The 22,584-nt window shown below is 64.2% G+C and carries 23 protein-coding genes; 5 read left to right on the forward strand and 18 right to left on the reverse strand.

The genetic code is table 11. The annotated features are described in order from the left end of the window. Nucleotides 1-21 precede the first annotated feature (21 nt). The 3 genes from trxC to E5X34_RS02255 are packed head-to-tail and all read right to left on the reverse strand — an operon-like array spanning nucleotide 22 to nucleotide 2,734. Complete coding sequence (trxC, locus tag E5X34_RS02245; RefSeq protein WP_292560436.1) at nucleotides 22-471, reverse strand: thioredoxin TrxC; 450 nt, start codon at nucleotides 469-471, stop codon at nucleotides 22-24. Continuing rightward, nucleotides 468-2,339 carry a heavy metal translocating P-type ATPase gene (locus E5X34_RS02250; RefSeq protein ID WP_292560439.1) on the reverse strand — a complete coding sequence of 624 codons (1,872 nt, stop codon included), beginning with the start codon at nucleotides 2,337-2,339 and terminating at the stop codon, nucleotides 468-470. The genes trxC and E5X34_RS02250 overlap by 4 nt, the downstream gene beginning before the upstream one ends. Before the next feature lie 8 nt (nucleotides 2,340-2,347). Continuing rightward, a complete protein-coding gene (locus E5X34_RS02255) occupies nucleotides 2,348-2,734 on the reverse strand; it encodes a DUF302 domain-containing protein (RefSeq protein ID WP_292560442.1) in 387 nt (128 codons plus the stop codon). Nucleotides 2,735-2,875: 141 nt separating this feature from the next. Here E5X34_RS02255 and E5X34_RS02260 point away from each other — a divergent pair, with 141 nt between their 5' ends. Beyond that, nucleotides 2,876-5,557, forward strand: a complete 2,682-nt coding sequence (locus E5X34_RS02260; RefSeq protein ID WP_292560445.1) for a bifunctional acetate--CoA ligase family protein/GNAT family N-acetyltransferase — start codon at nucleotides 2,876-2,878, stop codon at nucleotides 5,555-5,557. Nucleotides 5,558-5,570: 13 nt separating this feature from the next. Here the strand turns inward: E5X34_RS02260 and E5X34_RS02265 are convergent, their stop codons facing one another. Beyond that, nucleotides 5,571-7,130 (reverse strand): bifunctional aminoglycoside phosphotransferase/ATP-binding protein, encoded by a 1,560-nt coding sequence (locus tag E5X34_RS02265; RefSeq protein WP_292560447.1) that lies wholly within the window; start codon nucleotides 7,128-7,130, stop codon nucleotides 5,571-5,573. A gap of 67 nt (nucleotides 7,131-7,197) precedes the next feature. Next, nucleotides 7,198-7,596 carry a c-type cytochrome gene (locus E5X34_RS02270; RefSeq protein ID WP_292560450.1) on the reverse strand — a complete coding sequence of 133 codons (399 nt, stop codon included), beginning with the start codon at nucleotides 7,594-7,596 and terminating at the stop codon, nucleotides 7,198-7,200. Nucleotides 7,597-7,755: 159 nt separating this feature from the next. Between E5X34_RS02270 and E5X34_RS02275 the strand changes: the two genes are divergently transcribed. The 3 genes from E5X34_RS02275 (at nucleotide 7,756) to E5X34_RS02285 (ending at nucleotide 10,158) form a co-directional block, all read left to right on the forward strand. Then, nucleotides 7,756-8,592 carry a universal stress protein gene (locus E5X34_RS02275; RefSeq protein WP_292560452.1) on the forward strand — a complete coding sequence of 279 codons (837 nt, stop codon included), beginning with the start codon at nucleotides 7,756-7,758 and terminating at the stop codon, nucleotides 8,590-8,592. 143 nt (nucleotides 8,593-8,735) lie between these two features. Then, nucleotides 8,736-9,266, forward strand: coding sequence for a cytochrome b/b6 domain-containing protein (locus tag E5X34_RS02280; protein ID WP_292560455.1), 531 nt, complete (start codon nucleotides 8,736-8,738; stop codon nucleotides 9,264-9,266). Between the two features lie 331 nt (nucleotides 9,267-9,597). After that, entirely contained in the window at nucleotides 9,598-10,158 is a 561-nt protein-coding gene (locus E5X34_RS02285) for a sigma-70 family RNA polymerase sigma factor (protein WP_042647223.1), read from the forward strand. A gap of 6 nt (nucleotides 10,159-10,164) precedes the next feature. Here the strand turns inward: E5X34_RS02285 and E5X34_RS02290 are convergent, their stop codons facing one another. The 11 genes from E5X34_RS02290 to E5X34_RS02340 all read right to left on the reverse strand — a co-directional run bounded on the left by E5X34_RS02290 (nucleotide 10,165) and on the right by E5X34_RS02340 (nucleotide 19,363). After that, a complete protein-coding gene (locus tag E5X34_RS02290; protein WP_292560458.1) occupies nucleotides 10,165-10,332 on the reverse strand; it encodes a hypothetical protein in 168 nt (55 codons plus the stop codon). Between the two features lie 464 nt (nucleotides 10,333-10,796). Further along, complete coding sequence (locus E5X34_RS02295; RefSeq protein ID WP_042647226.1) at nucleotides 10,797-11,015, reverse strand: hypothetical protein; 219 nt, start codon at nucleotides 11,013-11,015, stop codon at nucleotides 10,797-10,799. 60 nt (nucleotides 11,016-11,075) lie between these two features. Beyond that, nucleotides 11,076-11,990: a class I SAM-dependent methyltransferase gene (locus tag E5X34_RS02300; protein WP_292560460.1), complete on the reverse strand. Its 915-nt coding sequence runs from the start codon at nucleotides 11,988-11,990 to the stop codon at nucleotides 11,076-11,078. Continuing rightward, entirely contained in the window at nucleotides 11,987-12,979 is a 993-nt protein-coding gene (locus E5X34_RS02305) for a GNAT family N-acetyltransferase (protein ID WP_292560463.1), read from the reverse strand. The genes E5X34_RS02300 and E5X34_RS02305 overlap by 4 nt, the downstream gene beginning before the upstream one ends. After that, a complete protein-coding gene (locus E5X34_RS02310) occupies nucleotides 12,979-14,040 on the reverse strand; it encodes a glycosyltransferase (protein ID WP_292560466.1) in 1,062 nt (353 codons plus the stop codon). Before E5X34_RS02310 ends, E5X34_RS02305 begins: the two co-directional genes overlap by 1 nt. 15 nt (nucleotides 14,041-14,055) lie before the next feature. Further along, nucleotides 14,056-14,991, reverse strand: a complete 936-nt coding sequence (locus tag E5X34_RS02315; protein WP_292560470.1) for a beta-xylosidase — start codon at nucleotides 14,989-14,991, stop codon at nucleotides 14,056-14,058. Beyond that, on the reverse strand, nucleotides 14,984-15,745 hold the full coding sequence (locus E5X34_RS02320; RefSeq protein WP_292560473.1) for a TIGR04290 family methyltransferase: 762 nt from the start codon (nucleotides 15,743-15,745) through the stop codon (nucleotides 14,984-14,986). The genes E5X34_RS02315 and E5X34_RS02320 overlap by 8 nt, the downstream gene beginning before the upstream one ends. A gap of 2 nt (nucleotides 15,746-15,747) precedes the next feature. Next, a complete protein-coding gene (locus E5X34_RS02325; RefSeq protein ID WP_292560476.1) occupies nucleotides 15,748-16,551 on the reverse strand; it encodes a sugar phosphate nucleotidyltransferase in 804 nt (267 codons plus the stop codon). Next, nucleotides 16,551-17,651: a glycosyltransferase gene (locus tag E5X34_RS02330; RefSeq protein ID WP_292560478.1), complete on the reverse strand. Its 1,101-nt coding sequence runs from the start codon at nucleotides 17,649-17,651 to the stop codon at nucleotides 16,551-16,553. Before E5X34_RS02330 ends, E5X34_RS02325 begins: the two co-directional genes overlap by 1 nt. 15 nt (nucleotides 17,652-17,666) lie before the next feature. After that, nucleotides 17,667-18,263 carry a histidine phosphatase family protein gene (locus tag E5X34_RS02335; RefSeq protein ID WP_292560481.1) on the reverse strand — a complete coding sequence of 199 codons (597 nt, stop codon included), beginning with the start codon at nucleotides 18,261-18,263 and terminating at the stop codon, nucleotides 17,667-17,669. Next, on the reverse strand, nucleotides 18,260-19,363 hold the full coding sequence (locus E5X34_RS02340) for an inositol-3-phosphate synthase (protein ID WP_292560775.1): 1,104 nt from the start codon (nucleotides 19,361-19,363) through the stop codon (nucleotides 18,260-18,262). The genes E5X34_RS02335 and E5X34_RS02340 overlap by 4 nt, the downstream gene beginning before the upstream one ends. Before the next feature lie 636 nt (nucleotides 19,364-19,999). On the opposite strand from E5X34_RS02340, the gene E5X34_RS02345 reads away from it, so the two are divergent. After that, nucleotides 20,000-21,247, forward strand: coding sequence for a hypothetical protein (locus tag E5X34_RS02345; protein ID WP_292560484.1), 1,248 nt, complete (start codon nucleotides 20,000-20,002; stop codon nucleotides 21,245-21,247). Nucleotides 21,248-21,264: 17 nt separating this feature from the next. Here the strand turns inward: E5X34_RS02345 and E5X34_RS02350 are convergent, their stop codons facing one another. Continuing rightward, complete coding sequence (locus tag E5X34_RS02350) at nucleotides 21,265-21,450, reverse strand: hypothetical protein (RefSeq protein WP_127864093.1); 186 nt, start codon at nucleotides 21,448-21,450, stop codon at nucleotides 21,265-21,267. Between the two features lie 79 nt (nucleotides 21,451-21,529). Then, nucleotides 21,530-22,564 (reverse strand): UDP-glucuronic acid decarboxylase family protein, encoded by a 1,035-nt coding sequence (locus E5X34_RS02355; RefSeq protein ID WP_292560778.1) that lies wholly within the window; start codon nucleotides 22,562-22,564, stop codon nucleotides 21,530-21,532. Nucleotides 22,565-22,584 lie beyond the last annotated feature (20 nt).

Genomic DNA, 22,584 nt, shown 5'->3' on the forward strand with positions numbered 1-22,584 from the left:
GGGCTTCGGCTTGCCGCGGGCTCAACTGGTGCCTGTCGGCACATGGCCGCGAACCCAGTTGACGATCTGGCCGGCGCTCATCGCCCCCGATACGCGCGCGATTTCCCGCTGGCGGTGAAACAGGATCATGGTGGGGATGCCGCGAATGCCCAGCCTCGCCGCGATGGCCTCCTCCTTGTCGGAATTCAGCTTGACCAGCCGGATGTGCGGCTCCAGCGCCTTGGCGGCAGCCTCATAGGCTGGCGCCATCATCTTGCAGGGACCGCACCATGGGGCCCAGACGTCGACGAGGACGGGCAGGCTGCCGCGCCCGATCTGACGATCGAAATTCGCCGCGTCGATGTCCTGCGGAACTCCGGAAAACAGCCGGGCGCCGCATTTTCCGCATTGCGCTTCGGCGCTGTTTCGGTTCGGCGGCAGGCGGTTGACCACGCCGCATTTGGTGCAAACCACCAGATTCTCCTGGGTCATGACCTTCTCCCGTTTCGATCGTGTTCGAGACGCCCATCGCCAAGGGCCCGCAGCGCATTAAGGATGACGGCGACGTCTATGCCCTCTTGCAGCAGTGCTCCCGCCACCGGCGTTATATGCCCCATGGCGGCCGCGATCATCGCCGCGCCCGAGAGCCCCAGCCCGACGACGATGCTCTGCAGGGCGATCGTGCGCGTGCGCCTGGCGATGCGCAATGCGTTCGCGACAGGTTCCAGCCTGTCGGTCAGCACGACCACGTCCGCCGCCTCCGACGAAGCTGTCCCGCCGCGGGCTCCCATGGCAATGCCTACGGTCGCCGCGGCAAGGGCGGGAGCATCGTTGATGCCATCGCCTACCATCATCGTCGGCGCCGCAGCCTTTTCGGCCTCCACTGTTCCAACCTTGTCGGCCGGCGTGGCGTTGGCGAAGACCGCATCGAGATCGAGCGAAGCGGAGACCTTTTCGGCCGCCGCGCCGTCATCGCCAGTCAGCATGACTATCCGGGTGACGCCTGCCGAACGCAAAGCCTCGACAGTGCCGGGAGCATCCTCGCGTATGGCGTCTCCGAATGTGAAAACAGCGGCAAGCCGGCCATCGATGGCCAGAAACACCCTGAGCACCTGCGTGTCGCGATACCGACTCTCTCCGCTCTCCGCCCAGCTGGGCAATGATCCGCTTCCAAGAACAAGCGGCCTCGACCCGGCCACGACCGATATCCCATCCACCTGACCCTCGAGGCCTTCTCCCCGATGCTCGCGGACATCACAGGGTTGGGAAAACAAAAGGTTCCCATGGCGGGCAATGCGGACAATCGAATCCGCGAGGACGTGGTGCGAAGCCTGTTCAAGCGAGGCGAGCAGCCGCAGCGGTTCATCGGTTCCCTGGCCTGGAGCGACGTCGATCTCGATCAGCTCGGCGCCGCCGAGCGTCAGGGTCCCTGTCTTGTCGAAGATCGCGGTGCGTATCTGGGCGAGCGCCTCCAGCGCCGCGCTGCCCTTCATGAGGATGCCGGCGCGGGCGGCACGCGACACGCCGCCGATGAATGCGACGGGCGCCGCGAGGATCAGCGGGCAGGGCGTCGCGACCACCAAAACGGCGAGAGCGCGGATCGGATCACCGGAAAGATACCAGGCGATGGCGGCGATCAGCAGCGTGGCCGGGAGCAAGAGCAGGGCAAAACGGTCGGCAATGCGTATGAACGGCGCCTTGGCGGTTTGCGCGGCGGCGACCATGCGCACGATCGCGGCGTAGGTGCTTTTGTCGGCGATAGCCGAGGCCCGCATGACAAAGGCCTCGCCGGCATTGACGGTGCCGCTGCGCAACGCGTCGCCGGCGCCGCGCCGCTCCGGCAGGGGCTCTCCGGTGACGGTTGACTCATCGAGCTGGGCCGAGGCGTCGATCAGGATGCCGTCCACGGGCAGCAATTCGCCGGCGCGCACCAGAAGCTCGTCACCGACCGCCACCTGGTCGATCGCGACGGTCTCGGTGCCATGTGCGGATTTCCGGTGCGCCACACGCGGCGCCCTGTCGGTCAGAGCCCTGAGATTCCGCTCCGCCCGGCCGCGCGCCAGATCTTCAAGCACGGTGCCGCCGGCATACATGATGGCGACGACCACCGCCGCCAAGGCCTGCCCAAGCAGCAGCGCCGCCGACATCGAAACCAGCGCGATGGCGTCGACGCCGATCCGGCCGATCCAGAAATCCCGCAGGATGGAGATGGCAAGCGCCGCCACGACGGGCAGCGTTGCCGCTGTCCAGATCATATCGGGCGAGGCGATGTCGATACCGTTTCGCCAGACGCCCAGTCCGAGCGCCAGGCCGAGAACGGCTATGATCAGCAGCGCGCGCCGCAGCACGGATTCGTTCATGACGGCCGTCAAAGCTCGTCGATCATTTCCCGCAGCAAAAGCCGGACATCCTTTGCCGTCGCGGCAAGTTGCGGGTTGTCGATCGCTCCCATCGCCACCGTCGGATCGACCGCCGCCACCTCGGTCTTGCCGGGGGCGGTCTCGGTCACGATCACGTTGCAGGGCAGCATCGCGCCGATCTTGTCCTCGGCCTGCAGCGCGCGCCATGCGAAATGCGGATTGCAGGCGCCGAGGATCATATATGGCTTGAAGTCGACGCCCAGCTTGACCTTCATCGTGTGCTGGACATCGATCCTCGTCAGGATGCCGAAGCCCTTGCCGGCAAGCTTTTTGGTGACGTGTTCGATCGCCGCCGCGAACGGCATGTCGAGGCTCTTGCTGAAGTAATAGCTCATCGGATCCTCCTTCCATGGCGATCTTCGCCAGCAGGGACAGCTTGAGGGCAGTAGCTAGCCGCGGGGGTCGGATGACGCTTTGATCCAGCGCAATGAATGCCAGCCGCCTTCGGTGAATGTGGCGGCAAGGAGTTCTCCAGAATGACAATCCGAAATCTTGAATACGCGGTCTCTCCGAAATCCGTCGTTGTCGTCGGCGCGACCGAGCGCGTTGGCTCGGTCGGGCGCGTTGTCTTCGACAACATCGTCGGCGGCGGCTTCGAGGGGGAGATCTGGCCGGTCAATCCCAAACATGCGCAGGTGGCCGGCCACCGCTGCTACGGCAGGGTCGCCGATCTGCCGGGGGTTCCCGATCTGGCCGTGATCGTGACCCCTCCCGAGACTGTGCCCGATATCGTGCGGGAACTGGGCGAGAAGGGGACGCGAGCTGCCGTCGTCATCACCGCGGGGCTCAATCACGCCAATGGTCTGCGCCAGGCGATGCTCGATGCGGCTAAGCCCTCGCTCATGCGCATCATTGGCCCGAACACTGTCGGGCTGATGGTTCCCCCGGCGAAGCTCAACGCCGGTTTCGCCCATATGGCTGCGCGGCCCGGGAACATTGCGCTGATCTCGCAGTCCGGCGCCATCGCCACGTCGCTGATCGACTGGGCGGCCGAGAACAATGTCGGCTTTTCCCGGATCATCTCTCTCGGCGACATGGCGGACGTCGATGTCGGCGACTGCCTCGACATGCTGGCGGGCGATTTCCACACGCGCGCCATCGTGATGTATCTCGAAACCATACCCAATCCGCGCAAGTTCATGTCAGCCGCGCGGGCGGCGGCGCGCCTCAAGCCGGTTATCGCGATCAAGCCCGGGCGGCACGAGCAGGCGGCCAGGGCGGCCGCGACGCATACCGGCGCGCTTTCGGGCGCCGACAGGGTAGTGGACGCCGCCTTACGCAGGGCAGGCGTGCTGCGTGTGGATGATCTCGCCGAGCTGCTCGATGCCGCCGAGACTGTCGCCCGTCACGCTCCCCTCGAGCGGGCACGGGTCGGCATCGTCACCAATGGCGGCGGGGCCGGCGTGCTTGCCGTCGACAAGCTCGTCGACCGTGGCGGCGAGCTGGCTGAACTTGCGCCCGCGACGATCGAGCGGCTCGACCGCGCGCTGCCGCCGACCTGGTCGCATGCGAATCCGATCGACATCGTCGGTGACGCCGCGCCGGAGCGCTACGGGGCGGCGCTCGAAGCCCTGGCGGCGGATCCGGGGACGGACGTTATCCTGGTCATGAATTGCCCCACCGGGCTCGGTTCCTCGCCGGACGCGGCCAGGAAGGTCGCCGAGCTTGGCGACGACGGCGAGATCGGCGGAAAACCGCTTCTCGCCTGCTGGCTCGGCGAGCATACCGCGCGCGAAGGCCGACGCGTCCTGACGGAAGCCGGCATAGCGAGCTTCGAGACGCCCGAGGACGCGGCGATCGCGGCGTCCTATCTCGGCGAATGGTCGCGCGCCCAGCGGGCGCTGCTGCGGACTCCCCCGAGCCGGGATGGCAACCAGGCCGATGGCAAGGCATCGGCGCACGCCATCTTCCGGAAGGTGGCCGCCGAAGGGCGGCGCATGCTCACGGAGCCGGAAGCAAAGGCGGCGATAGAAGCCTACGGAATCCCCGTGCCGCGAACCATCGTCGCCGGATCCGTCGCGGACGTGGCGCAGGCCGCCGGCGAGCTTCTCGAAAGCTCTGAAGCAGTGGTCGTCAAATTGCTGTCGAAGGTGGTCTCGCACAAGTCGGATGTTGGCGGCGTGGTCCTCGACATCGCGACCGCGGACAAGGCCGCGGAGGCCGCCCGGTCGATCGAGACGCGCCTGCGCGCGCGGTCGCCGCAGGTGAAGGCGGACGGCTACACGGTGCAAGCCATGGTCGCGCGCAAGCATGCTCAGGAACTCATCCTGGGCATGAACCTCGACCCGATGTTCGGCCCGGTCATTCTGTTTGGCGCCGGCGGCACGGCGGTCGAGGTCGTGAACGACACCGCGATCGCCCTGCCGCCGCTTGACGACGTGCTGGCCGGAGACGCGATCGACGCGACCAGGATAGGCCGCCTGCTTGCCGGCTATCGCGATCGCAAGCCGGCCAACCGCGGCGCGATCATCGCCGCGCTGAACGGCCTGTCGCAAATGATCGTCGACTTCCCCTGCCTGGTCTCCCTCGACATCAACCCGCTGCTGGCCGATGCCGAAGGCGTGGTTGCGCTCGATGCGCGTATCGAGATCGACCCGCGGCGGGTGGATGAGTCGGCACCCAACCCGGCGCTTGCCATAAGGCCCTATCCGTCGGGATGGAGCCGTGATTTCCAGTCGGACGGCATGACCTTTCATATCCGGCCAATCATGCCGGCGGACCTGGCGCTTTATCCCGCGTTCCTGGCGAGGATTTCTCCCGACGACCTCAGACTGCGCTTCCTGTCGCCGCGGAAGAACTTCCCCGACCAGATGCTGAAGCGGCTCACACAGCTCGACTACGACCGCGACATCGCCTTCGTCGCGCTTGAAAAGGACACGGGAGCGCTGGCGGGAATCGGCCGGCTTTCCTGCGACCCCGATCACAGGAGCGGTGAATATGCGCTGCTCGTGCGGTCGGACCTGCAAGGCCATGGCCTGGGATGGGATCTGCTGAAACAGGTCATCGACTATGCGAGGGCCGAACGCATCGGCCGCATCGAAGGTACGATCCTCAACGAAAACAGCAAGATGCTCGCGATGTGCCGGGAGTTCGGCTTCTCGATAGCACGCCACCCCAGCGAGGCGGGCCTATCCGTGGCGACCCTTGAGATCAGTTAAGCGCCGGTCAGCTTTATGATCCGGTCTTCCTGAAGCCGGCCGCGGATGAAACAGCGCCCTCGACCGAGGCCACCATCTCGGCCGTGATTTCGGCCACTTTGCGGTCGGCCTCGATCTTGCGCCAGGTCATCGGACCGGCATCGCGCTGCAATTGCCGCGAAAGGATGTCGATCGTGGCATCGGAGGGGCTGCCCTTGCGCTCGCTGACACGGCGCCAAAGCACCGACGGATCCGCCGACAGCCAAAATCCCGCAAACGGGACGTTTGTCCCGGTCGCTGCGCGCTCGATCCTGTCGCGATCCTCCGGCCTGTCGAAGACCGCGTCGGCGACGACACAGCCGCCTTCGGCAAGGATAAGCTCCGCCAGCCAGGCTATCTGGCGGTAGACGCGTTCCGATACGCCGGGCCGGTAGGCCTTGGCCGGCAGCCTTGTTTCGGCCGCCACGCCATGCATGGCCTTGCGGATGCGGTCGCTCTCGACGATCCGGGCGCCGGGCGGCGCGCCGATCTGAGCGGCGAGCGCCTCGGCGACCGTCGTCTTGCCCGAGCCGCTCAAGCCGCCGATTGCCACGAGCCGAGGCGGCGTGTCGGCAAGCAGGGCTTGCGCGAGTTGGAAATAGGATCGCGCTTCGGCAATCAGCTTTGTCGAATCCTGGCTGGCTTCCTCGACCTGCGTCGCGGTCACGTGCGCCCGCACCGCCGCCCGCACCGCCATGAGGAAAGGCAGGAGAACGAATCCGTCCTCGTCATCGGCATCGTCGAGATAGCGGTTCATCACCAGGTTGGCGAATTGCGGAAAACCGCGATGCCACAGATCCATCAGCAGGAATGCGAGATCGTAGAGGACATCGACGGTGGCGATCTGATCATTGAACTCGATGCAGTCGAACAGGCGAGGCTCGCCATCGAAGACGCATATGTTGCGCAGATGCAGGTCGCCATGGCAGCGGCGGACCCGACCTGCCGCCTCGCGCCGGTCGAGCAGGCCGGCGTGGCGGGAAAGGACGTCGCGAAACGCCTCGTTGAGCGTTTCGATCTCCTTTCGGTCGAACACATGGCTTGTCGCAAATCCGGCCGAATTGATTTCGAGGACGCCGCCGATATTCGCCGACCCGCTGCCGGCATGGATCACTTCGGCGCCGCGGTGATAGTGCGCGATCATGCGCGCCACGCCTGTCATCAGAGCGGGTGTCAACTCCCCCGCCGCGGCCATGCGATCCAGGAGCTTGGACTGGTCGAAGCGGACCATCTCGATGACGGCGTCGACCAGTTCTCCCGGCTCGTCCAGGGCAAGCCGGTCGCCCGCGCGCGTGACGCGGTGGACATCGAGATAGAGGCCGGGCGCAGTTGTGGAGTTCAGCTCCACTTCCCTCTCGCACGCGGCGAGCCGCAACGCCGGCGTCGAAAAGTCGACATAGGGCAGCTTGACCGCTCGCTTCATCTTGAACGCGCGCCGCCCGACGAGGAAGATCCGGGAAATATGTGTTTCGATCGTCTCGACCGGACTAACCTCGCCATGGCTGGCAGGGTTCTTCAGCATCTCGACCACGACATCCTGGTTCTCGGTGATCATTGGGGTGTGTCCTTGGCCTTTGCTTGCATCCTCATTCGGCCCGCCGACTGAAGTCTCGCGGGATTCGCTAGCGCTGAAGCGTCTGGACGTAACCGGCGAGGTTATGGATGCGTTCCGTGGTCACGGCCTCTCCACCATAGGGACCGTACTTCTTCACGTCGTCAGGCAGGAACTGGTTGCCCCACACCGGCATGTCGCGCTCACCATGCGCCGGGACGAGACCGCGACCGTCGATCGTCGCGTAGACCCGCCAGTAGGGAAATTCCCCGCCGTTGCGCTTCGTCAGCGTCGTCAGATCGGCGGGGCGCTTGCGCAGTTCATCGGCCATCGGCCCGTCGCCCTTGCCTTCCACGCCGTGGCAGACCGCGCAGGAATTCAGATATTCCTGCTGTCCGTTGCTCATCTGCTGCGCCGCCGCGGCGCTCAGCGTCAGCGCGAAAAGACCAATCGTCGTCCGTAATCTCATTGATCTGCCTCCAGCCATCGGTGTCAGGCTAAGCCATGCGACGCGCACGCACGTTGACCGGGATCAATCTTGCGAGGGACGATTTGATTCAGCGCAAGGAAGGATCCCAACCGGCTCGCTAAGGCTGCATTCCGTGTTCTCGAACAAGGAGCGGCCCCCATGCCATTCAAGACATTGCTCACGGTTACAGGGCCTGATCATGGAGACGGTGATCTGAGGCTCGCCGCCGGTCTGTGCGAGGAAATCGACGCGCATCTTTCCGTGCTCGTCATGGTCATTGCGGCGCCTCCGTCTGGCGGAGAATACGCAGCGGTTGTCTCGCCGGCCTGGCTCGCGGAGCGCGAAGCCGAAATGGAAACCCTGGAGAAGCGTAGCTCGGTTGTATCCAAGATGCTGTCGGAAAGCCCCGTGTCGGCCGACCTCGGCAGCGAATACCCGGAGCAATCCTGGACGGATGAGATCATCGGCCGGCGGGCCCGCTATGCCGATCTGACCATCGTCGGACCGGAGATGCTCGCAAGCGGTTTGCTCAAGGACAAAGTCATTGCAGGCGCCTTGTTTTCGTCGGGAAAGCCGATCCTGCTGGTCCCGCAGGGAGCGCGCGCGACATTGAAACCGAAACGCGTCCTTGTCGCCTGGGACGCCAGCCTGGAAGCCTCGCGCGCCGTGCGGGAGGCGCTCGATATCCTGTCGTCCGCCGACGAGGTCCGCATCGCCATGATCGATCCGATCGAAGACGAACGGCATCATGGCGCGGAGCCGGGAGCGGATCTGGCGGCCTATCTCTCCCGGCATGGCGCGAAGGTCGCGGTCGATCGCCTGCCGAGTTCGGGCCATTCCGTCGCCGACGTTCTTCGCCAGCATGCCACCGACACTGGCGCCGAGCTCGTGGTCATGGGGGCTTACGGCCATTCCCGGCTGCGCGAGCGGATTTTCGGCGGCGTGACCAAGTCCATGATCGAGGATCCGGGGCTGACGGTTCTTATGGCGCGTTGAAAGGCGCATTCACCGAAAGGCCAGATTGAACCCACAAGCCTTGCCCGCCAGAGCTACTTTTGGAGCGGCGCCGCGGTACCGGTGCCGGCAACATATAAGCGCTCGCGCGAGTGTGGGCGCGAAAGGAAATCGAAGGCAACATTATGCATCGTTACTCGCAGGTCACGATCGCAATTCATTGGCTGACGGCAGTGCTCGTGATCGTCGCGTGGTTCACGGCCGTGAGCGGTCCTGACGCGCGGACCGATCCCTCCTACGTTCATTTCACAGTGGGGCTCGCCGTGCTGCTGCTGGTGGTTCCTCGTCTGCTTGCCCGATGGGCCGCCGCGCCGCGCGTCGAAGACCCTCAAAGACGCTGGCTCGATCTCGCGGCGCGTGCAGGGCACGCCGTCCTTTACCTTCTCCTCGTCGCGCTGCCATTGACCGGCTGGTATGCCGCCTCCAGGCTGGGCGTTCCGGTCTCTTTCCTTGGCATCAGCCTGCCGAGCCTGGCGGCCCCGGTGCAAGGCGCGCCAGGCGAGATTGCAGATTTGCACGAAACCGGTGGAACGCTGATTCTATGGCTGGCGGGCCTGCATGCTCTGATCGCGATCTGGCATCAGTTCGCCTTGAAGGACCGGACGCTCGAACGCATGAATCCGCTGGCGCCGTCCGATTTGACTCAAGACGGCTGACAGCTTCGGATCGCTTATCGGATCCATATCCGTCCAATATCCTCCAGATTTTGGGGGACCTCTGGATTGGGCCAAGCGATTGAGCGATCCCGCTCATCAGATATGTGGATCGCTTCGATTCACGACCGCTGTGCGCATCCAGTCGCTTTGGTGCACCCCTGCACGCTGTAGCTTTACCGTCTGGAAGGGCGAGCGGGTGGGGCCCTTGGCCAAAAGTTTCGGCCGAGCGACGGAAAACAGGAACGTTCCTTTTCCTCAGGCATTTTCCCTAGTCTGCATCTCATCCACTCCTGTTGCTGGGCCCGGAAAATTGTCACCCAGAGAGCATCATTTGTCGAACCCTGACGCCGGTGAGGTCTCCGTCGTCGATCTTATTCCTGCCTTGCGTGCTTTTGCGCGAACGTTCTGTCGGGTACCCGACGACGCCGACGATCTCGTGCAGGAGACGCTGACCAAGGGGCTTGCCAACCTGGACAAGTTCGAGCCGGGCACGCGGCTGAAGTCCTGGCTCTTCACGATCATGCGCAACACGCATTACACGCGTGTCAAGGCAGCGGCCAGGGAGGCGCCCGGGCTGCTTGACTGCGCCTCCAGCCGGCCGATCTCAGAGCCGTCGCAGGATTGGTCCGTTCAAAGCAAGGAAGTGCATCGAGCCATCCAGAAACTGCCGTCGCATCAGCGTGAGGTTCTGGTGCTGATCGGCGTGCTGGGCGTAAGTTACGAAGAAACCGCTGAGATATGCGGTTGCGCTGTCGGCACCGTCAAAAGCCGTCTCAATCGTGCCCGTGCCGGTGTTCTGGAGTTCCTCGGGGAAAGCTCGCCGCAGGCGCTGATCGAGCGACGACGTCAATTTTCGGACGACCATTGGGATACTGAAGGCGCAAGACGCTAAAGCAGCCTACCGGCGCTGAGTTGCTTTCAGGACTTTCGCCTCTCTCATCAGCGAGGCCCAATTCAGACCGAGCAGGGAAACAAGTTCAAGCGCCTGCATTTCGGTGATGCCAGTCGTTGCGACCAGCCGCCGAACGAGTTCGTCCACTTCCGGAGTTCTGCCATCCTGCGCCATCGGGATGACTCCTAACCGGCTATAACGATTCACTTATGTTAATGTTCCACCGATCATCCTGGCACGGCGACAGCAGGCACAGCCAATGTCCTTCGGCCCGGTCTCGAAGGAATGCCGCATCCTTGCTGCGACGTCTTCAACCGCGCTCAGCCGTCATTTCGCCTTTGCGCTTTTCGATCAGCGCGTTCTGCAATTCGAGTGCAAGCCTGGTCAGCCGGTCAGGGACCTTCTCCCGCTCGATGGCGGTCAACAGGGACGCGATCTCCTGGTCCAAGCTTTGGATTGCCTGGGCGCATAGATCGCGCTGGCTCCGGCGAGACATCGCATTCTCTTAACAATAGAGGCCCCTTCAGATCTCACTGAGGCATACCCGACCGGCCTTTGCAAGGCGCTCGACGCAAGCTCTGGGATTTCGAGATCGCAGTCTTCGGATTTCGGGGCAAACGCGATCCGCGAGCATGCACTCATTCCTTAGGCAGACGGTTCGCCGCGTGGTCCTGGTACTGATCGGATTTGATCCGGTTGCCGTCGAGGCCGCGTTGCTCCGTATGCTGCTTCTTGTCCCGGTTGGACAGAACCTCGTTCTCGCCGACCATGTCCTTTGCGAGCGTCGTCTTCGCTCCGGTTCCGGAGCCCTTGCCCTGGCTGCCGCGGCCCATATGCTTCTTACCGCCGGTCGCCATGTTCGTCTCCCTGGTCTGCCTGCGTGAAAACTGTTCGGCGACCGAACTGCCGCCCGCGCGTTATGTTCCGCCGCCACAGCGGATAAGGAAGACCGTGCCGTCCCAAATGCCGAAAGGCATTTCGCCATCGACCAAGACGTCCATGCAAAATGAATGGGCAAGACGGTTGATATCGCGGGAATCGATGTCCGGCGACGCCCGATAGGAATAGTTGAGGATTGCCGCCATTCCTCCTGGCCGCAGCACGCGTGCGATCTCGCCGAAATGCCGCTCGGCAACACCGGCAAGCACCAGGTACGGAAAACTGTCGAGAGCCAGCACGCCGTCGAAGCTTTGATCGGCAAAGTCACCGAGATCGAGGCCCGAGGTCAGGCGGAATTCCACATTGGCGACACCGGCGCATCGCCGGCGCGCGATGGCGATCATCCGGGGCGAGATATCGATGCCGACGATACGTCCCGCCATGGCGCCAAGCGCATGTTCGAGGCGGCCGATGCCGCAGCCGATGTCCAATATGCGGTTGCGGGTGGCGAGCATGCCTTGCCGTTCCAGCCACAGGGCAATCTCGCCGGTTGTGGCCGAGAGCCTGTCCTCATCGCCCAGCGACGACAGCTGCACGCTGGCGGCCGGAGATATGGCGGCGGCCCGATCAAATCCGCCGGCCAGCCGCTCGACGGTCATGGCGGCCGTTTCGCCGTTGGCAGGGTCATGCGACACGCAGGCGGCGACCCTGCGGACGGCGTCGAAGGCGTCGGCCTTGTCACGCAGCATCGTGGCGATGCCTTCCAGCCAGCATCGCCGGGGGACATGGCTCGGGCGCATGTCCAGGGCGACATCTGCCAGTTGCGCCGCGCTGGTCGTCTTGTCGACAGAGACGGCCAGTCTGGCCAGTGCGTTGTCGACCGAAAGGCCGTCCGCCATGTAGTCCTCCAGCAGGCGCCTGGCGATCGCGCCGGTTTGCCTCGCGGGGGTCACGGCGGCGCGCCCCGCGTCCACACCTTTTGCGATGTCCAGCGGTCGTTCGCGCCCCAGCCATATTTGTAGCCTTCACGGCCGCGCAGGAAATCGAACTCGCGCGCGCCTTCATTGGCGGCTTCCGCGATGGCATGGCCGATCAGGATCGCGCCGGGGCTTTCCTCGGCATAGGCTGGATCGAAACCGCCGAGATAGGCATAGGCCCGGTCGCGGTGATGAAATCCGTAATAGGCGCCGACGACGGCATCGCCGATCTCGATCGTCAGGCATCGCGCCAGGCCGTTATCGGCAAGCCGCGGCAGGGCCCTGCGGTGGAATTCCACAGCCGCGGCGGACAGCACGCCCCCGCCATGACCCGCCCAGCGCGCGCCATGCAGCCGGGTCAGCCTGTCGAGAAATATCTGCGGATCGGACTCGCCGCGGCTGACGACAACGGCCCCCCTTCGCCGGGCAGCTCGCTCGGCGCGGCGCAACTGACGCCTTCGTCTCGCCGGAACCGAGTAGGCCAGGGTTCGATCGCCATCGAGCGGCAGCACGGGACAGGCGGCGTGCGCCATCGAACGGCACTCTTGCGCATTCGGCAGCTCAAGGCCCAGCGACACGGCATCAGCCGGGAGGTCGGGCAGGATCCATTGCGACCATTCGAGCGAGAGCACCGCGCCGGCAATGGCAGCGCCAGCCTTCGCCGCCAGTTCCGGCACGCACAAGATGTCGAGGTAGTCGCTTAGAGAAATGCCGATGGGCAGCAGGCGCTGACCGCGATCATGCCTTTCGACATAGAGCGGTGCCAGGCCAGTGAGGGCGTCTCCACTCCACACTGCAATGGCCGCAAGGTCGCCGGGCGCGAATGTCCGCCACCACGGAATGAGCCAGGCAGGAGACTGGAACGGCGTGGCCGAGATGCTCCGCCGCCAGAGCCGCCACCAATGCGGCTCCAGGTCCTCGAATGCCCTCGCGTCACGAATGATCTCGGTGCACAGACCGCCCATCAGCCGGTTCCCAGCAAGGCGCGACGGGTGCCAAGCTTCGCCAGCGCTTCGTAAGCATCCATGTAGGATGTGACCATACGTTCGAGCGAGAAGCGGCGGCGCGCCTCGGCCTGGCATGCCTCGTGGTCCAGGGCTCCGGAAGCGATAATGGCCTTCGCCATCTCCTCGACGTCATTGACCAGGAAACCGGTCCTGCCGTTCTGGACGACATCGGGAAGGGCGCCGTTCGGGAACGCGACGACAGGCGTGCCGCAGGCCAGCGCCTCCATCGCGACAAGTGAGCTTGTTTCGGGGGCAAGGCTGGGAATGACCAGGCAGCGTGCGGTGTTGAGCAGCCGCCGCTTGGCACAGAAGCCGAGTGGCCCGAGGAAGCGCCGCTGGCGGTCGAGCCGGGGGCGAACCTCGTCGGCGAAATAGCGCAGATGGGTCTCATAGGGATAGACCTGGCCGGCGATCGCTAAGGACACGCCGGCGCGCTTGGCTGCCTCCAGCGCGAGATGGATGCCCTTTTCGGGACAGATGCGGCTGAGCACCAGCGCGAAATTGCGCCGCGACCGAAGTTCGTTCAGCGCATCGACATCGACGCCGTTCGGGATAGGTCCTGCAAGTCTCGATCCCGCCGACGCCGTCCTGTGCTGCGCCTGCGAGACCGCATGCAGCCACAAGTCCTCGCGTGACGGCGCCAGCACCTCGGGCGGGTACCAGCCGAGCGGCAGGTGCAATGTCACCAGGGTGGGACCGTCGTCAGGCAGATAGGCATCGAAGTCAATCCCGTGGAGGTGAACGACGTCGATCGGCCAGCGCGCGCGGGCGGCTGCTATCGCGTCGCGCTGCGCTTGATGAGCACGATCCTTCGCCGCCTCATCGAGCACACCCGCCTCGGCTGGTGTTTCCACCAGGACGCCGGCCGTGCTTGAGCCGCGGCAGGCGACGACAACCGAACGGTGGCCTTTCTCGACCAGCGCACGATCCAGCGCCGACAGCACCTGCTCGGCCCCGCCGACCGCATCCGGCCCGACGGGCGCGAGAGGGTAGGCGACGTTGAGGACAGTCAGTGTCATCGTTGATCTGGGGCTTCACCATGCCGCCGACACGCGCTGCGTCGTCGCCATGTTGTCGCCGATCGCCGGAGCGTAGCGTCGGATCATCGCCGCGCAGAACTCGGCGAATTCCTCGGGTATCTGGGGTGGGCTTGTGTGATGAGGTTGAAGACCGCGATGCTCCGGCGTGAAGCAGAAGGTGACGGTGACGTTGAAGTCGGCCAGCGCTTCCATCTGGCGGTCGAACCAGTCCAGCGCATTCGGCCGAAAACTGTCGGCCCAGGACAGGCCGGTGCGCAGGTGGGTGACACCCAGACGTTCCATCCAGGCAACAGCGTCGTCCAGCCGAGGGTCCTCGTAATGGAACCACTGCACCAGGCCCATTTGCGGGGTGTGGCGCACGAATTCCTCGAGCGCCGGCTTGGGCGTGCCGTCCTCGCGAAGCAGGCCCATGTAGAAGTGCCTGTAATAGGACGAGCCCTCCGCCTCCCGATGGCGCGTCGTCGCTTCCCAGGAGCGCGGCAGATCATAGAGGCTGTACCACTGAACGCGCGGCGCAAGTCCGAGCAAAAGCTCCGCCGTCCGGCGCAAGCCCCAGACTTGCACCTCCTCGGCGCCGAAGGTCGACACACCGACCTCGCTGACCCAAACTGGAATGTCGGCGACCGTCGCGATCTCTCCGAGCTTGTGGGGCCACTCGTGGATTTGCCAGAGGTTCCAGTCGAGCGGGAAGCCATGCACGGCGACCGCGTCGACATGGTCGAGCACGCCGAACTCCTTCATGCGCGTCATGAACCCGGCATCGATCGGCGAAATGCCGCCCAGCACCTTTGTGATGGCAGGATTTTCCCGGCCGATCGCGTCAGCCGCCAGGGTCGCCATTGCGGCAAAACGGCTCCAGTCGGGGTCGAGCTCCGGATCCCAGTGCGATTTGTTGTTGGGCTCGTTCCAGATCATGGCGGCTTCAATCATGGGTCTCTCCTTTCGAAGGATAGACGGCGGCGCTGCCGGCCGGTTCGCCGGACGCGCGGCAGAAATAGACCTCGTCTTCCGGGTGGAGCAGGATCTCGAAACCGGCGCTGCGCAGCATCGCTTCGGTGCAGGCGCGGTTCGGAATCCACCAGTTGGTCGGGTCGTCGGCATAGCGATGCTCGATGAAGTGCAGCTTCGGAAACTCCGGCTGATCGAAGAGGTCGCGTGTCCAGAAATGGTAGTTCTGTTCGAGCGGCAGGACTTCGTTGCTGCCCCGCTGCATCGACTGGAAGATCATCAGGTCGCTCGCGACATGCGCGCGGATCAGGTCGAGCGCCAGCAACGGATGGCGCAGGTGGTAAAGCACGCCCATGAACAGCACGATGTCAAACTGCTCGCCGAGCGAGGCGACGTCGTAGACCGACAATTCCCTGAACTCGATCTCGCAGTCGGCGATCTCGGCGGCAAAACGCGCCTGGGCGAGATAGGCTTGGTCGAAGTCTATCCCAAGCACGCGATCGGCGCCGCGTTTCTTCATTTCGATCGAATAGAAGCCGGCGTTGCAGCCGATATCGAGCACCGACTTGCCCGAGAGGTCAGTCGGAATGGCATCCGCGAATTTGCGCCATTTGATCAGCGGGTAGTTGCCGAGGAAATGATCGGGAGCAGTCTCCACGCCCGCGAGCTCCATATTGTGGAACCACGGCCCCAGTGCGTCGATGCGGCGGCGTATTTCCGTGCTGGAATGCAGCATGGCTAAGCTCCTTCGCCTGGAACGGTTGGCACTGCCGGACGGTCCTGTGATGCGAATGTCGGCAGGGTCCCATCGTCGACGGTATCGTTGCTTTCGAGCAGCCTGAGCGCCGTGCGATAGCCGTTGAAGGTACCGACATCGACATAGGCCGTCCCCGCCTTGACGCCGTAAGCTTCGCCTCCGTCGGCGAGATAAGCGTTGACCAGCGTGCCGAAATACTCGTCGACGCCGTCGCGCTGTCGCCACAGGGAGGCCAGTTGATGGAAGACACGGCCCGGCATCTTGAAGGCGCCCCAGACCCAGTTTGTCGCGGCGTCAGCTTGCTTGACCTGGATCTGCTCGACCCGCCCGTTGCCATCGAGGACGACGGCGTCGAACAGTTCCGGACGATCGACCGGGAACATCAGGAAGGACAGCCGGTCGTCCGCCAGACGGCAGAAGCCGTCTTCAGGGAACCAGATCGTGTCCGGCAGGCCGATCAGGACCGTTTCGTCCGGCGTCACGAGCGGCGCGGCGCGGAAGATCGCGTCGCAAAGGCCAACCGGAGACGGCTGCGCCACGAAGATCGCCGCGGCGTCCCCATAGCCGGCGGCGTAATATTCGAGGATGTCCGACTTGCCGGAACCGATGATGAAGCAGATGCGATCGACGCCGTTGCGCACCATGCGCCGCACCAGATACTCGCTCACCGCGCAAGGGCGTTCGGTCTGGCCGTCCAGGCGGCTGCCGACCGGCAGCAACTCCTTGGAAAAACCCAGCGGCTGAATGCGGCTGCCGCGGCCGGCGGCAGGCACGATGCCAAACATCAGACAGCTTCCTCCATTGTGCCCTTCGACATGGACGAAAAAGCGTCGTTCAGGATGCGGTCGAGTTCGGCGGCGCGATGCGCGGACGTATGCTCGTCGAGAACGCGCTCCCGGGCGCGGCGGCCGAGAGTCGCGATCTCGTTCTCCGACAGGTCAAGCGCGGCAACGACGTCGCCGGTGCTGTGCGCCAACAGAATCTCGCTGGCGGGCGTGAAGAAGCTGTCGAGGCCGGCCCAGTCGTCGGAGATGATCGCGGCGCCGCACGCCGCCGCCTCGAACAGACGGCCTGACGGGCACCAGCCCTGTCGCGCCATTGCCTCGCGGGTGACATTCAGCGTCAGGCGCGAGGAGGAAAAGAAGGCCGGGTGGTCGGCGGGCGGCAGGTGCCTGACGAAATAGATGTTGCTGCTCCAGGGGAAGTCCTGCGGGTACTGCGCCCCGCCGATGACGAAACGGCGGTTCGGCAGTCGGGCCGCTGGAGCGACGAGCAGCCTTTCCACGGCCGCCTGCCGGTCCTCGGCATAGGTGCCGAGATAGGACAGGTCGCCGGCGAACTCCGACCTTGGCTGCGCCGGCCGGTGCCGGTTGGGGTCGACATGGCCGTAAAGCGGCAGGACATGACGTGCGCCAAGAAGGCTCTTCAGTGTGTCGATCGCCGGCCCTCCGGTATAGCTCAGGACCAGATCGAAATCGCGCAATCCCTTCGGCTCGAAATAGGCCGGGTAATCACCTCGCTCGATGCCCGACAGCGTCACCGGCGTGTCGAGATCGTAAAACACCTTCAGGCCGCGGCAGCTGTCATTCGCGATCCGCGAGGCCTCGACGGCATCGGGACAATAGGAGGTGACGATGACGACGTCGGCTTCCCGTATCGCAGCCTCGGCGTCTTGGCGAATGTTCTCCCAGTCTGCGTAGAGAACGATATTCCCGCCATTGAGCCGATCGATATCCCTGGCGCCCGCATAGTAGGGCGTATCGCGCTCGAAGAAGCTGATCGACCAGCCAAGCGGCGCCAGAGCGCCGATCAGCCCGCGCCAGAGCGTGGCGTGTCCGTTGCCCCATGACGACGTGACGGTGAGGCCGAAAATAACCATGCGCATCGGTTGCCGCTCCCGTCAGGCGATTTCATTCAAACGGACCAGCTTGGACCCCCAGTCGCCGTGGACGACCGTTGTGATGGAGGCCGGCGCGATGTCGAAGCGGAAGCAATCGCCGAGCGGCAGGCCGAGGATCGCGCAGACGGCCGCCTTGATGACATCGGCATGGCTGACAAGCGCGATACACTGGCCTTGTCCATTCTCGCGCAGCGCGTCCATCAGGCCGATCATCCTGTGCTGCACGTCGAGCATGGTCTCGCCGCTCGGCGTGCAGGCGCTCTGGCGCTGGTCGTTCCAGAACCGCCAGCTTGCGTCGCCGTTCAGTTCTTCGAAGGTCTTGCCGGTCCATTCGCCGAAGTCGATCTCGTCGAGTTCCTTGCAGATCGCGATCTTCTCAATCTCGCAAGCGATGGCGATCGGCTTCGCTGTTTCCAGCGTGCGTTCGCGCGGACTGCTCAAGATCGCGGCGAGCGGCTCCCGCGCCATCCGCCGTGCGAGATGCAGCGCTTGCGCCTGGCCGGCTTCGCCCAGGCGAACGCCCTCGAGCCGCCCGGCCAGGTACGAGCCGACATGATCATGCGCCGCGTGGCGGATGAGAAAGAAGGTGGTGGTCATTCGGCGGCGTCCAGCATCGGCTCGTCATTGCCGGCGATGAAGGCGAGCGTGCGCAGGCGCGCCTCTGCGTCGGTGAACTGCTCTGGGGGCGACTTCATGAAGTAGCTGCTCGGGCCGGTGAGTGCGCCGGCAATACCGCGGTCAAGCGCAAGCTTCGCGCAGCGGACGGCGTCGATGACGACGCCTGCCGAATTGGGCGAATCCCAAACCTCCAGCTTGAGCTCGGCATTGAGCGGCACGCCGCCGAAGGTGGTGCCCTCGACCCGGATATAGGCCCATTTTCGGTCGGTCAGCCACGGGACATGGTCGCTGGGTCCGACATGGATGTTCCCGGCTTCGAGCGGGACGTCGATCTGGCTGGTGACGGACTGCGTCTTCGAAATCTTCTTCGATTCCAGCCGCTCGCGCTCGAGCATGTTGAGGAAGTCGGTGTTGCCGCCGAAGTTGAGCTGGTAGGTGCGATCGATGCGCACGCCGCGCTCGCGGAACAGATTGGCGAGAAGCCGGTGCACGATGGTTGCGCCGACCTGGCTCTTGATGTCGTCGCCGACCAGGGGAAGGCCGCGCTCCTCGAAGCGTTGGCGCCATTCCGGCCGCGAAGCGATGAAGACAGGGATGCAATTGACGAAGGCGCAGCCAGCATCGAGCGCGCATTCTGCATAGAAATGTGCAGCCGCTTCGGAGCCCACTGGAAGATAGCATATGAGCACCTCGGTCGCGCTCTCCCGGAGTCGAGCGATCACGTCGGCAACCGGCTCGCCAGACTCCGGGATCTCGTCCCGGAGATACTTGCCGATACCGTCGAGCGTCGGGCCGCGCTCGACACGAACCCCGGTCGGAGCAACATCGGCGAAACGGAAGGTGTTGTTGGGCGCGGTGTAGATCGCTTCCGCCACATCGCGCCCAACCTTGTTTTCCGCAACATCGAAGGCGCAGACCACCTCGATATCGTCGACATGGTAGCCGCCGAGAATGGCATGCATCAGTCCGGGGATCGGCTCATTGCCGTTGGCGTGACGATAGTAGGAGAGACCTTGCACAAGCGATGATGCGCAATTGCCTACGCCGACGATGCCGATACGAACTTTCTTCGATGTCACGAACCACGGCCTCTTTGGTTGGAGGTAAGTTCCTCGCCGCCGAACCGGGATCGGCCTCGAATGTTCCTTCGCGCCGCGAAAAATTGCCGAGCCCGATTGCGGATCAAACAGGCGCCGCTTCGCGTTGGCGACCAGACAGCAGGCAGGAGCCGTATGATCGTCTTCGGCGACCACAAGCGAACGCATAGCGCAGAACAGCTCAGGGAAGCTGTCCTGGCCGAGGCTGAAGCGATTGGCGTTCTGCCTGCCGGCATCGAACGTCATGCCGCTCTGGTCGATCTTTTCGTCAGTGCCTCTGAACTCTTCCAGGGCCTTGCCGATGCGGAATTCGACACCAGAGGCGCCGACGGCAGTTCGTCGAGGCAGAAGCTGGGGTCGGAAATCCTCGTCGAGCTGTCGCGGGAAGTGCTGCGGTCCTGGCAGCAGGGATTTGCCCGAAAAGGATCGCTCGATGGATCGCTGCTTGCAAAGCTTGTCGCCATCGACTGCGGCAGCGCAATAACCACCGGTCCGGTCGAAGGTTATGCGCTGTACGCCCTCTACCCGGAAACTTATCTGCTTGCGGCGCTGCAGTCCGGCCTCGACGCAAACACCTGCGTCATCGGCATCCGCAGCATCGGTCTCGGCCTGGCGGCGATGGTCGCCGCCGCCCTGGATGCGCCGCCGCCAGTCAGCGTGCGGCCGATCGGCCATCCTTTTTCCCGGCACATAAGCGCCGCGCCAGAACTCCTGGGCTCTTGGCGCGACAGACCGCGAGCCAAATTCGCCATCGTCGATGAAGGTCCGGGTCTCTCCGGCAGCTCCTTTCACGCTGTCATTGCATGGCTGCTCCGGCAGGACATCGATCAGGAGCGTATTCATCTCTTCCCGAGCCACCATGGCGGGCCGGGCGCGCAGGCTGATGCCCAGACCGTCGCTGCCTTGTCGCAGTGCCAAAGCCATGTCGCGGACTTCGAAGATGTCTTTGACGGCGCGGTTGCTCCCGGGCTGCAGGACTGGATAGAACATCTGCTTGGCAAGGCCGATGTTGAGCTTCAGGAAATCTCCGGGGGTGCATGGCGCGACTATCTTTCTGTGCCGACTGGCGCCTGGCCGCCTGCATTCCCGGCATTCGAGCGGCGCAAATTCATGGCTTCGGCTGGCGGCGATCGCTGGCTGGTCAAGTTCGCGGGCCTTGGCGAGACAGGACAGCGCAAGCTTAGTACGGCCAAGGCACTCCACGAAGCCGGCTTTGGCGCTCTGCCTGCCGGACTCTGCCACGGCTTTCTGGTGGAGCGCTGGATCGATGCCGGCAGGCTGGACCGGGCAGCGCCGGCAAGGGATCTGCTGATCGAATGGCTTGGGCGCTACCTCGGCTGGCGCGCCGCCAGGCTGCAGGCCGACGAGACAGGCGCGTCGCTGGACCAACTGGCGCGCATGGCTGTGCAAAACTGCAAGGAAACGCTGGGGGAGAGGTTCGCGCACGCCTTGCAGTGCTGGTTTGCCGGCCAGCCGTCACCGGGTCCAACGCGCCGGGTCGAGATCGACGGACGGCTGCATGCCTGGGAATTTCTGGTCCGCCCGCACGGCCTGCTCAAGACGGACGCGTTCGATCATTGCCGATCGCACGATCTCATCGGCTGCCAGGGCATAGAATGGGACATCGCCGGGGCACGGGTCGAACACGACCTGTCGGCCGCCGAGCTTTCCGCGCTGGTCGACTGCATCGAGCAGGCGACATCGATCGACAGAGCTTTGGTCGACTATTTCGAGCCTTGCTATCTTGCGTTTCAGCTTGGCCTCTGGACGATTGCAGGGCGTTCGACTGACGAGGAAGACCGGATGCGGTCGACGCGCGCAGTCGAACGTTACAAAGCCGGACTTGTCCGGCTTCTGGGCTATTGAAGGCCCAGCCCGCAGGGTCAGTCCAGCCTGCGCAGCATGTCGGCTTCCTGTTCCAGGATGCTTGCCACTTCCTCCCGTCGCAGATGCGTCATCATCAGGCTGACGCAACACTCGAGATAGGTGATGGAAGCTCTTCGCAGGAATGCGGCGGTTTCCGCCGCTGCCATCTGCTCGATGTCGTTGACTGATCGCTTCGGCTGCACAGCTCTTCCTCCGTCGCGTAGTCATGCCCAACCGCAATGTCGGGCGGTTGTTCCGCACTGGTGAAAAGATGCCGCTGCTTCAAAGCTGCAAGTTCTGTAGCTTTCCCCCACCCGCCCTGTCGATTGCAGCGGTGGGCGCGATCGCCAGATCGTCCATCCCCGAAAAGTAGAGGATCGTCTGCAGCAGGCCTTGCCTGAGAGGCACCTCGGGCGACCAGCCGAGAAGCGCCTTCGCGCGGCCTATGTCGGGGCGCCGCCGGCGCGGATCGTCTTCAGGCAGAGGCAGGAATTTCACGGGCGATCTGGTGCCGGTCAGCTCGCGCACCAGTCTCGCCAGCTCGAGGATCGAGAACTCCCCGGGATTGCCGAGATTGACCGGCTGGCGCGGATTGGGATCGATATCCATCAGGCGGCGCAAGCCCTCGACCATATCGGTGACATAGCAGAAGGAGCGGGTCTGCCGGCCGTCGCCGAAGATCGTCAGCGGCCGCTTCTCGATCGCCTGCATGACCAGGTTGGAGACGATACGGCCGTCGGCGGGGTCCATCCTGGGCCCATAGGTGTTGAAGATGCGCGCGACGCGAATATCCGCCATCTCGGCTCGCAGATAATCGAAGCAGAGCGTTTCGGCGGCGCGCTTGCCCTCGTCGTAACAGGCTCGCGGCCCGGTGCAGTTGACGTGACCGACATAGTCCTCGCGCTGCGGATGCTGTTCCGGATCGCCGTAGACTTCGCTGGTCGATGCTTGCAGGAAGCGGGCGCCGTTGCTGGCGGCGAGCTCCAACAGGTTGAGCGTCCCGATCACACAGGTCCGCGTCGTGTGGATCGGGTCGGCCTGATAGCGAGGCGGCGATGCCGCGCAGGCCAGGTTGAAAACGCGATCGACAGGTTCACCGAGTTCTAGCGGGGTGCAAACGTCCTGCTCGATCAGCCGAAAGCGCGCCTGGCCAACCAGCGAACCGATATTCTCCATTCTGCCGGTGAGGAAATTGTCGACGCAGATCACGCGATAGCCGTCATGCAGCAACCCCTCGCATAAATGCGAACCGAGGAAACCTGCACCGCCGGCAACAAGCGCGGTCCTTCTTTGTTCAGCTCTTTTTGATCGCCGCATCTCGATGGTCTCCTGTCTGT

Origin of the sequence: Mesorhizobium sp. (assembly GCF_004963255.1) — a bacterium.
In the GTDB taxonomy this organism is placed as follows: domain Bacteria; phylum Pseudomonadota; class Alphaproteobacteria; order Rhizobiales; family Rhizobiaceae; genus Mesorhizobium.

What these genes read in the sequence shown, in the direction of transcription:
- trxC (WP_292560436.1), bottom strand. Translation starts at nt 471, where the DNA reads ATGACCCAGGAGAATCTGGTGGTTTGCACCAAATGCGGCGTGGTCAAC.
- E5X34_RS02250 (WP_292560439.1), bottom strand. Translation starts at nt 2,339, where the DNA reads ATGAACGAATCCGTGCTGCGGCGCGCGCTGCTGATCATAGCCGTTCTC.
- E5X34_RS02255 (WP_292560442.1), bottom strand. Translation starts at nt 2,734, where the DNA reads ATGAGCTATTACTTCAGCAAGAGCCTCGACATGCCGTTCGCGGCGGCG.
- E5X34_RS02260 (WP_292560445.1), top strand. Translation starts at nt 2,876, where the DNA reads ATGACAATCCGAAATCTTGAATACGCGGTCTCTCCGAAATCCGTCGTT.
- E5X34_RS02265 (WP_292560447.1), bottom strand. Translation starts at nt 7,130, where the DNA reads ATGATCACCGAGAACCAGGATGTCGTGGTCGAGATGCTGAAGAACCCT.
- E5X34_RS02270 (WP_292560450.1), bottom strand. Translation starts at nt 7,596, where the DNA reads ATGAGATTACGGACGACGATTGGTCTTTTCGCGCTGACGCTGAGCGCC.
- E5X34_RS02275 (WP_292560452.1), top strand. Translation starts at nt 7,756, where the DNA reads ATGCCATTCAAGACATTGCTCACGGTTACAGGGCCTGATCATGGAGAC.
- E5X34_RS02280 (WP_292560455.1), top strand. Translation starts at nt 8,736, where the DNA reads ATGCATCGTTACTCGCAGGTCACGATCGCAATTCATTGGCTGACGGCA.
- E5X34_RS02290 (WP_292560458.1), bottom strand. Translation starts at nt 10,332, where the DNA reads ATGGCGCAGGATGGCAGAACTCCGGAAGTGGACGAACTCGTTCGGCGG.
- E5X34_RS02295 (WP_042647226.1), bottom strand. Translation starts at nt 11,015, where the DNA reads ATGGCGACCGGCGGTAAGAAGCATATGGGCCGCGGCAGCCAGGGCAAG.
- E5X34_RS02305 (WP_292560463.1), bottom strand. Translation starts at nt 12,979, where the DNA reads ATGGGCGGTCTGTGCACCGAGATCATTCGTGACGCGAGGGCATTCGAG.
- E5X34_RS02310 (WP_292560466.1), bottom strand. Translation starts at nt 14,040, where the DNA reads ATGACACTGACTGTCCTCAACGTCGCCTACCCTCTCGCGCCCGTCGGG.
- E5X34_RS02315 (WP_292560470.1), bottom strand. Translation starts at nt 14,991, where the DNA reads ATGATTGAAGCCGCCATGATCTGGAACGAGCCCAACAACAAATCGCAC.
- E5X34_RS02320 (WP_292560473.1), bottom strand. Translation starts at nt 15,745, where the DNA reads ATGCTGCATTCCAGCACGGAAATACGCCGCCGCATCGACGCACTGGGG.
- E5X34_RS02325 (WP_292560476.1), bottom strand. Translation starts at nt 16,551, where the DNA reads ATGTTTGGCATCGTGCCTGCCGCCGGCCGCGGCAGCCGCATTCAGCCG.
- E5X34_RS02330 (WP_292560478.1), bottom strand. Translation starts at nt 17,651, where the DNA reads ATGCGCATGGTTATTTTCGGCCTCACCGTCACGTCGTCATGGGGCAAC.
- E5X34_RS02335 (WP_292560481.1), bottom strand. Translation starts at nt 18,263, where the DNA reads ATGACCACCACCTTCTTTCTCATCCGCCACGCGGCGCATGATCATGTC.
- E5X34_RS02345 (WP_292560484.1), top strand. Translation starts at nt 20,000, where the DNA reads ATGGTCGCCGCCGCCCTGGATGCGCCGCCGCCAGTCAGCGTGCGGCCG.
- E5X34_RS02355 (WP_292560778.1), bottom strand. Translation starts at nt 22,564, where the DNA reads ATGCGGCGATCAAAAAGAGCTGAACAAAGAAGGACCGCGCTTGTTGCC.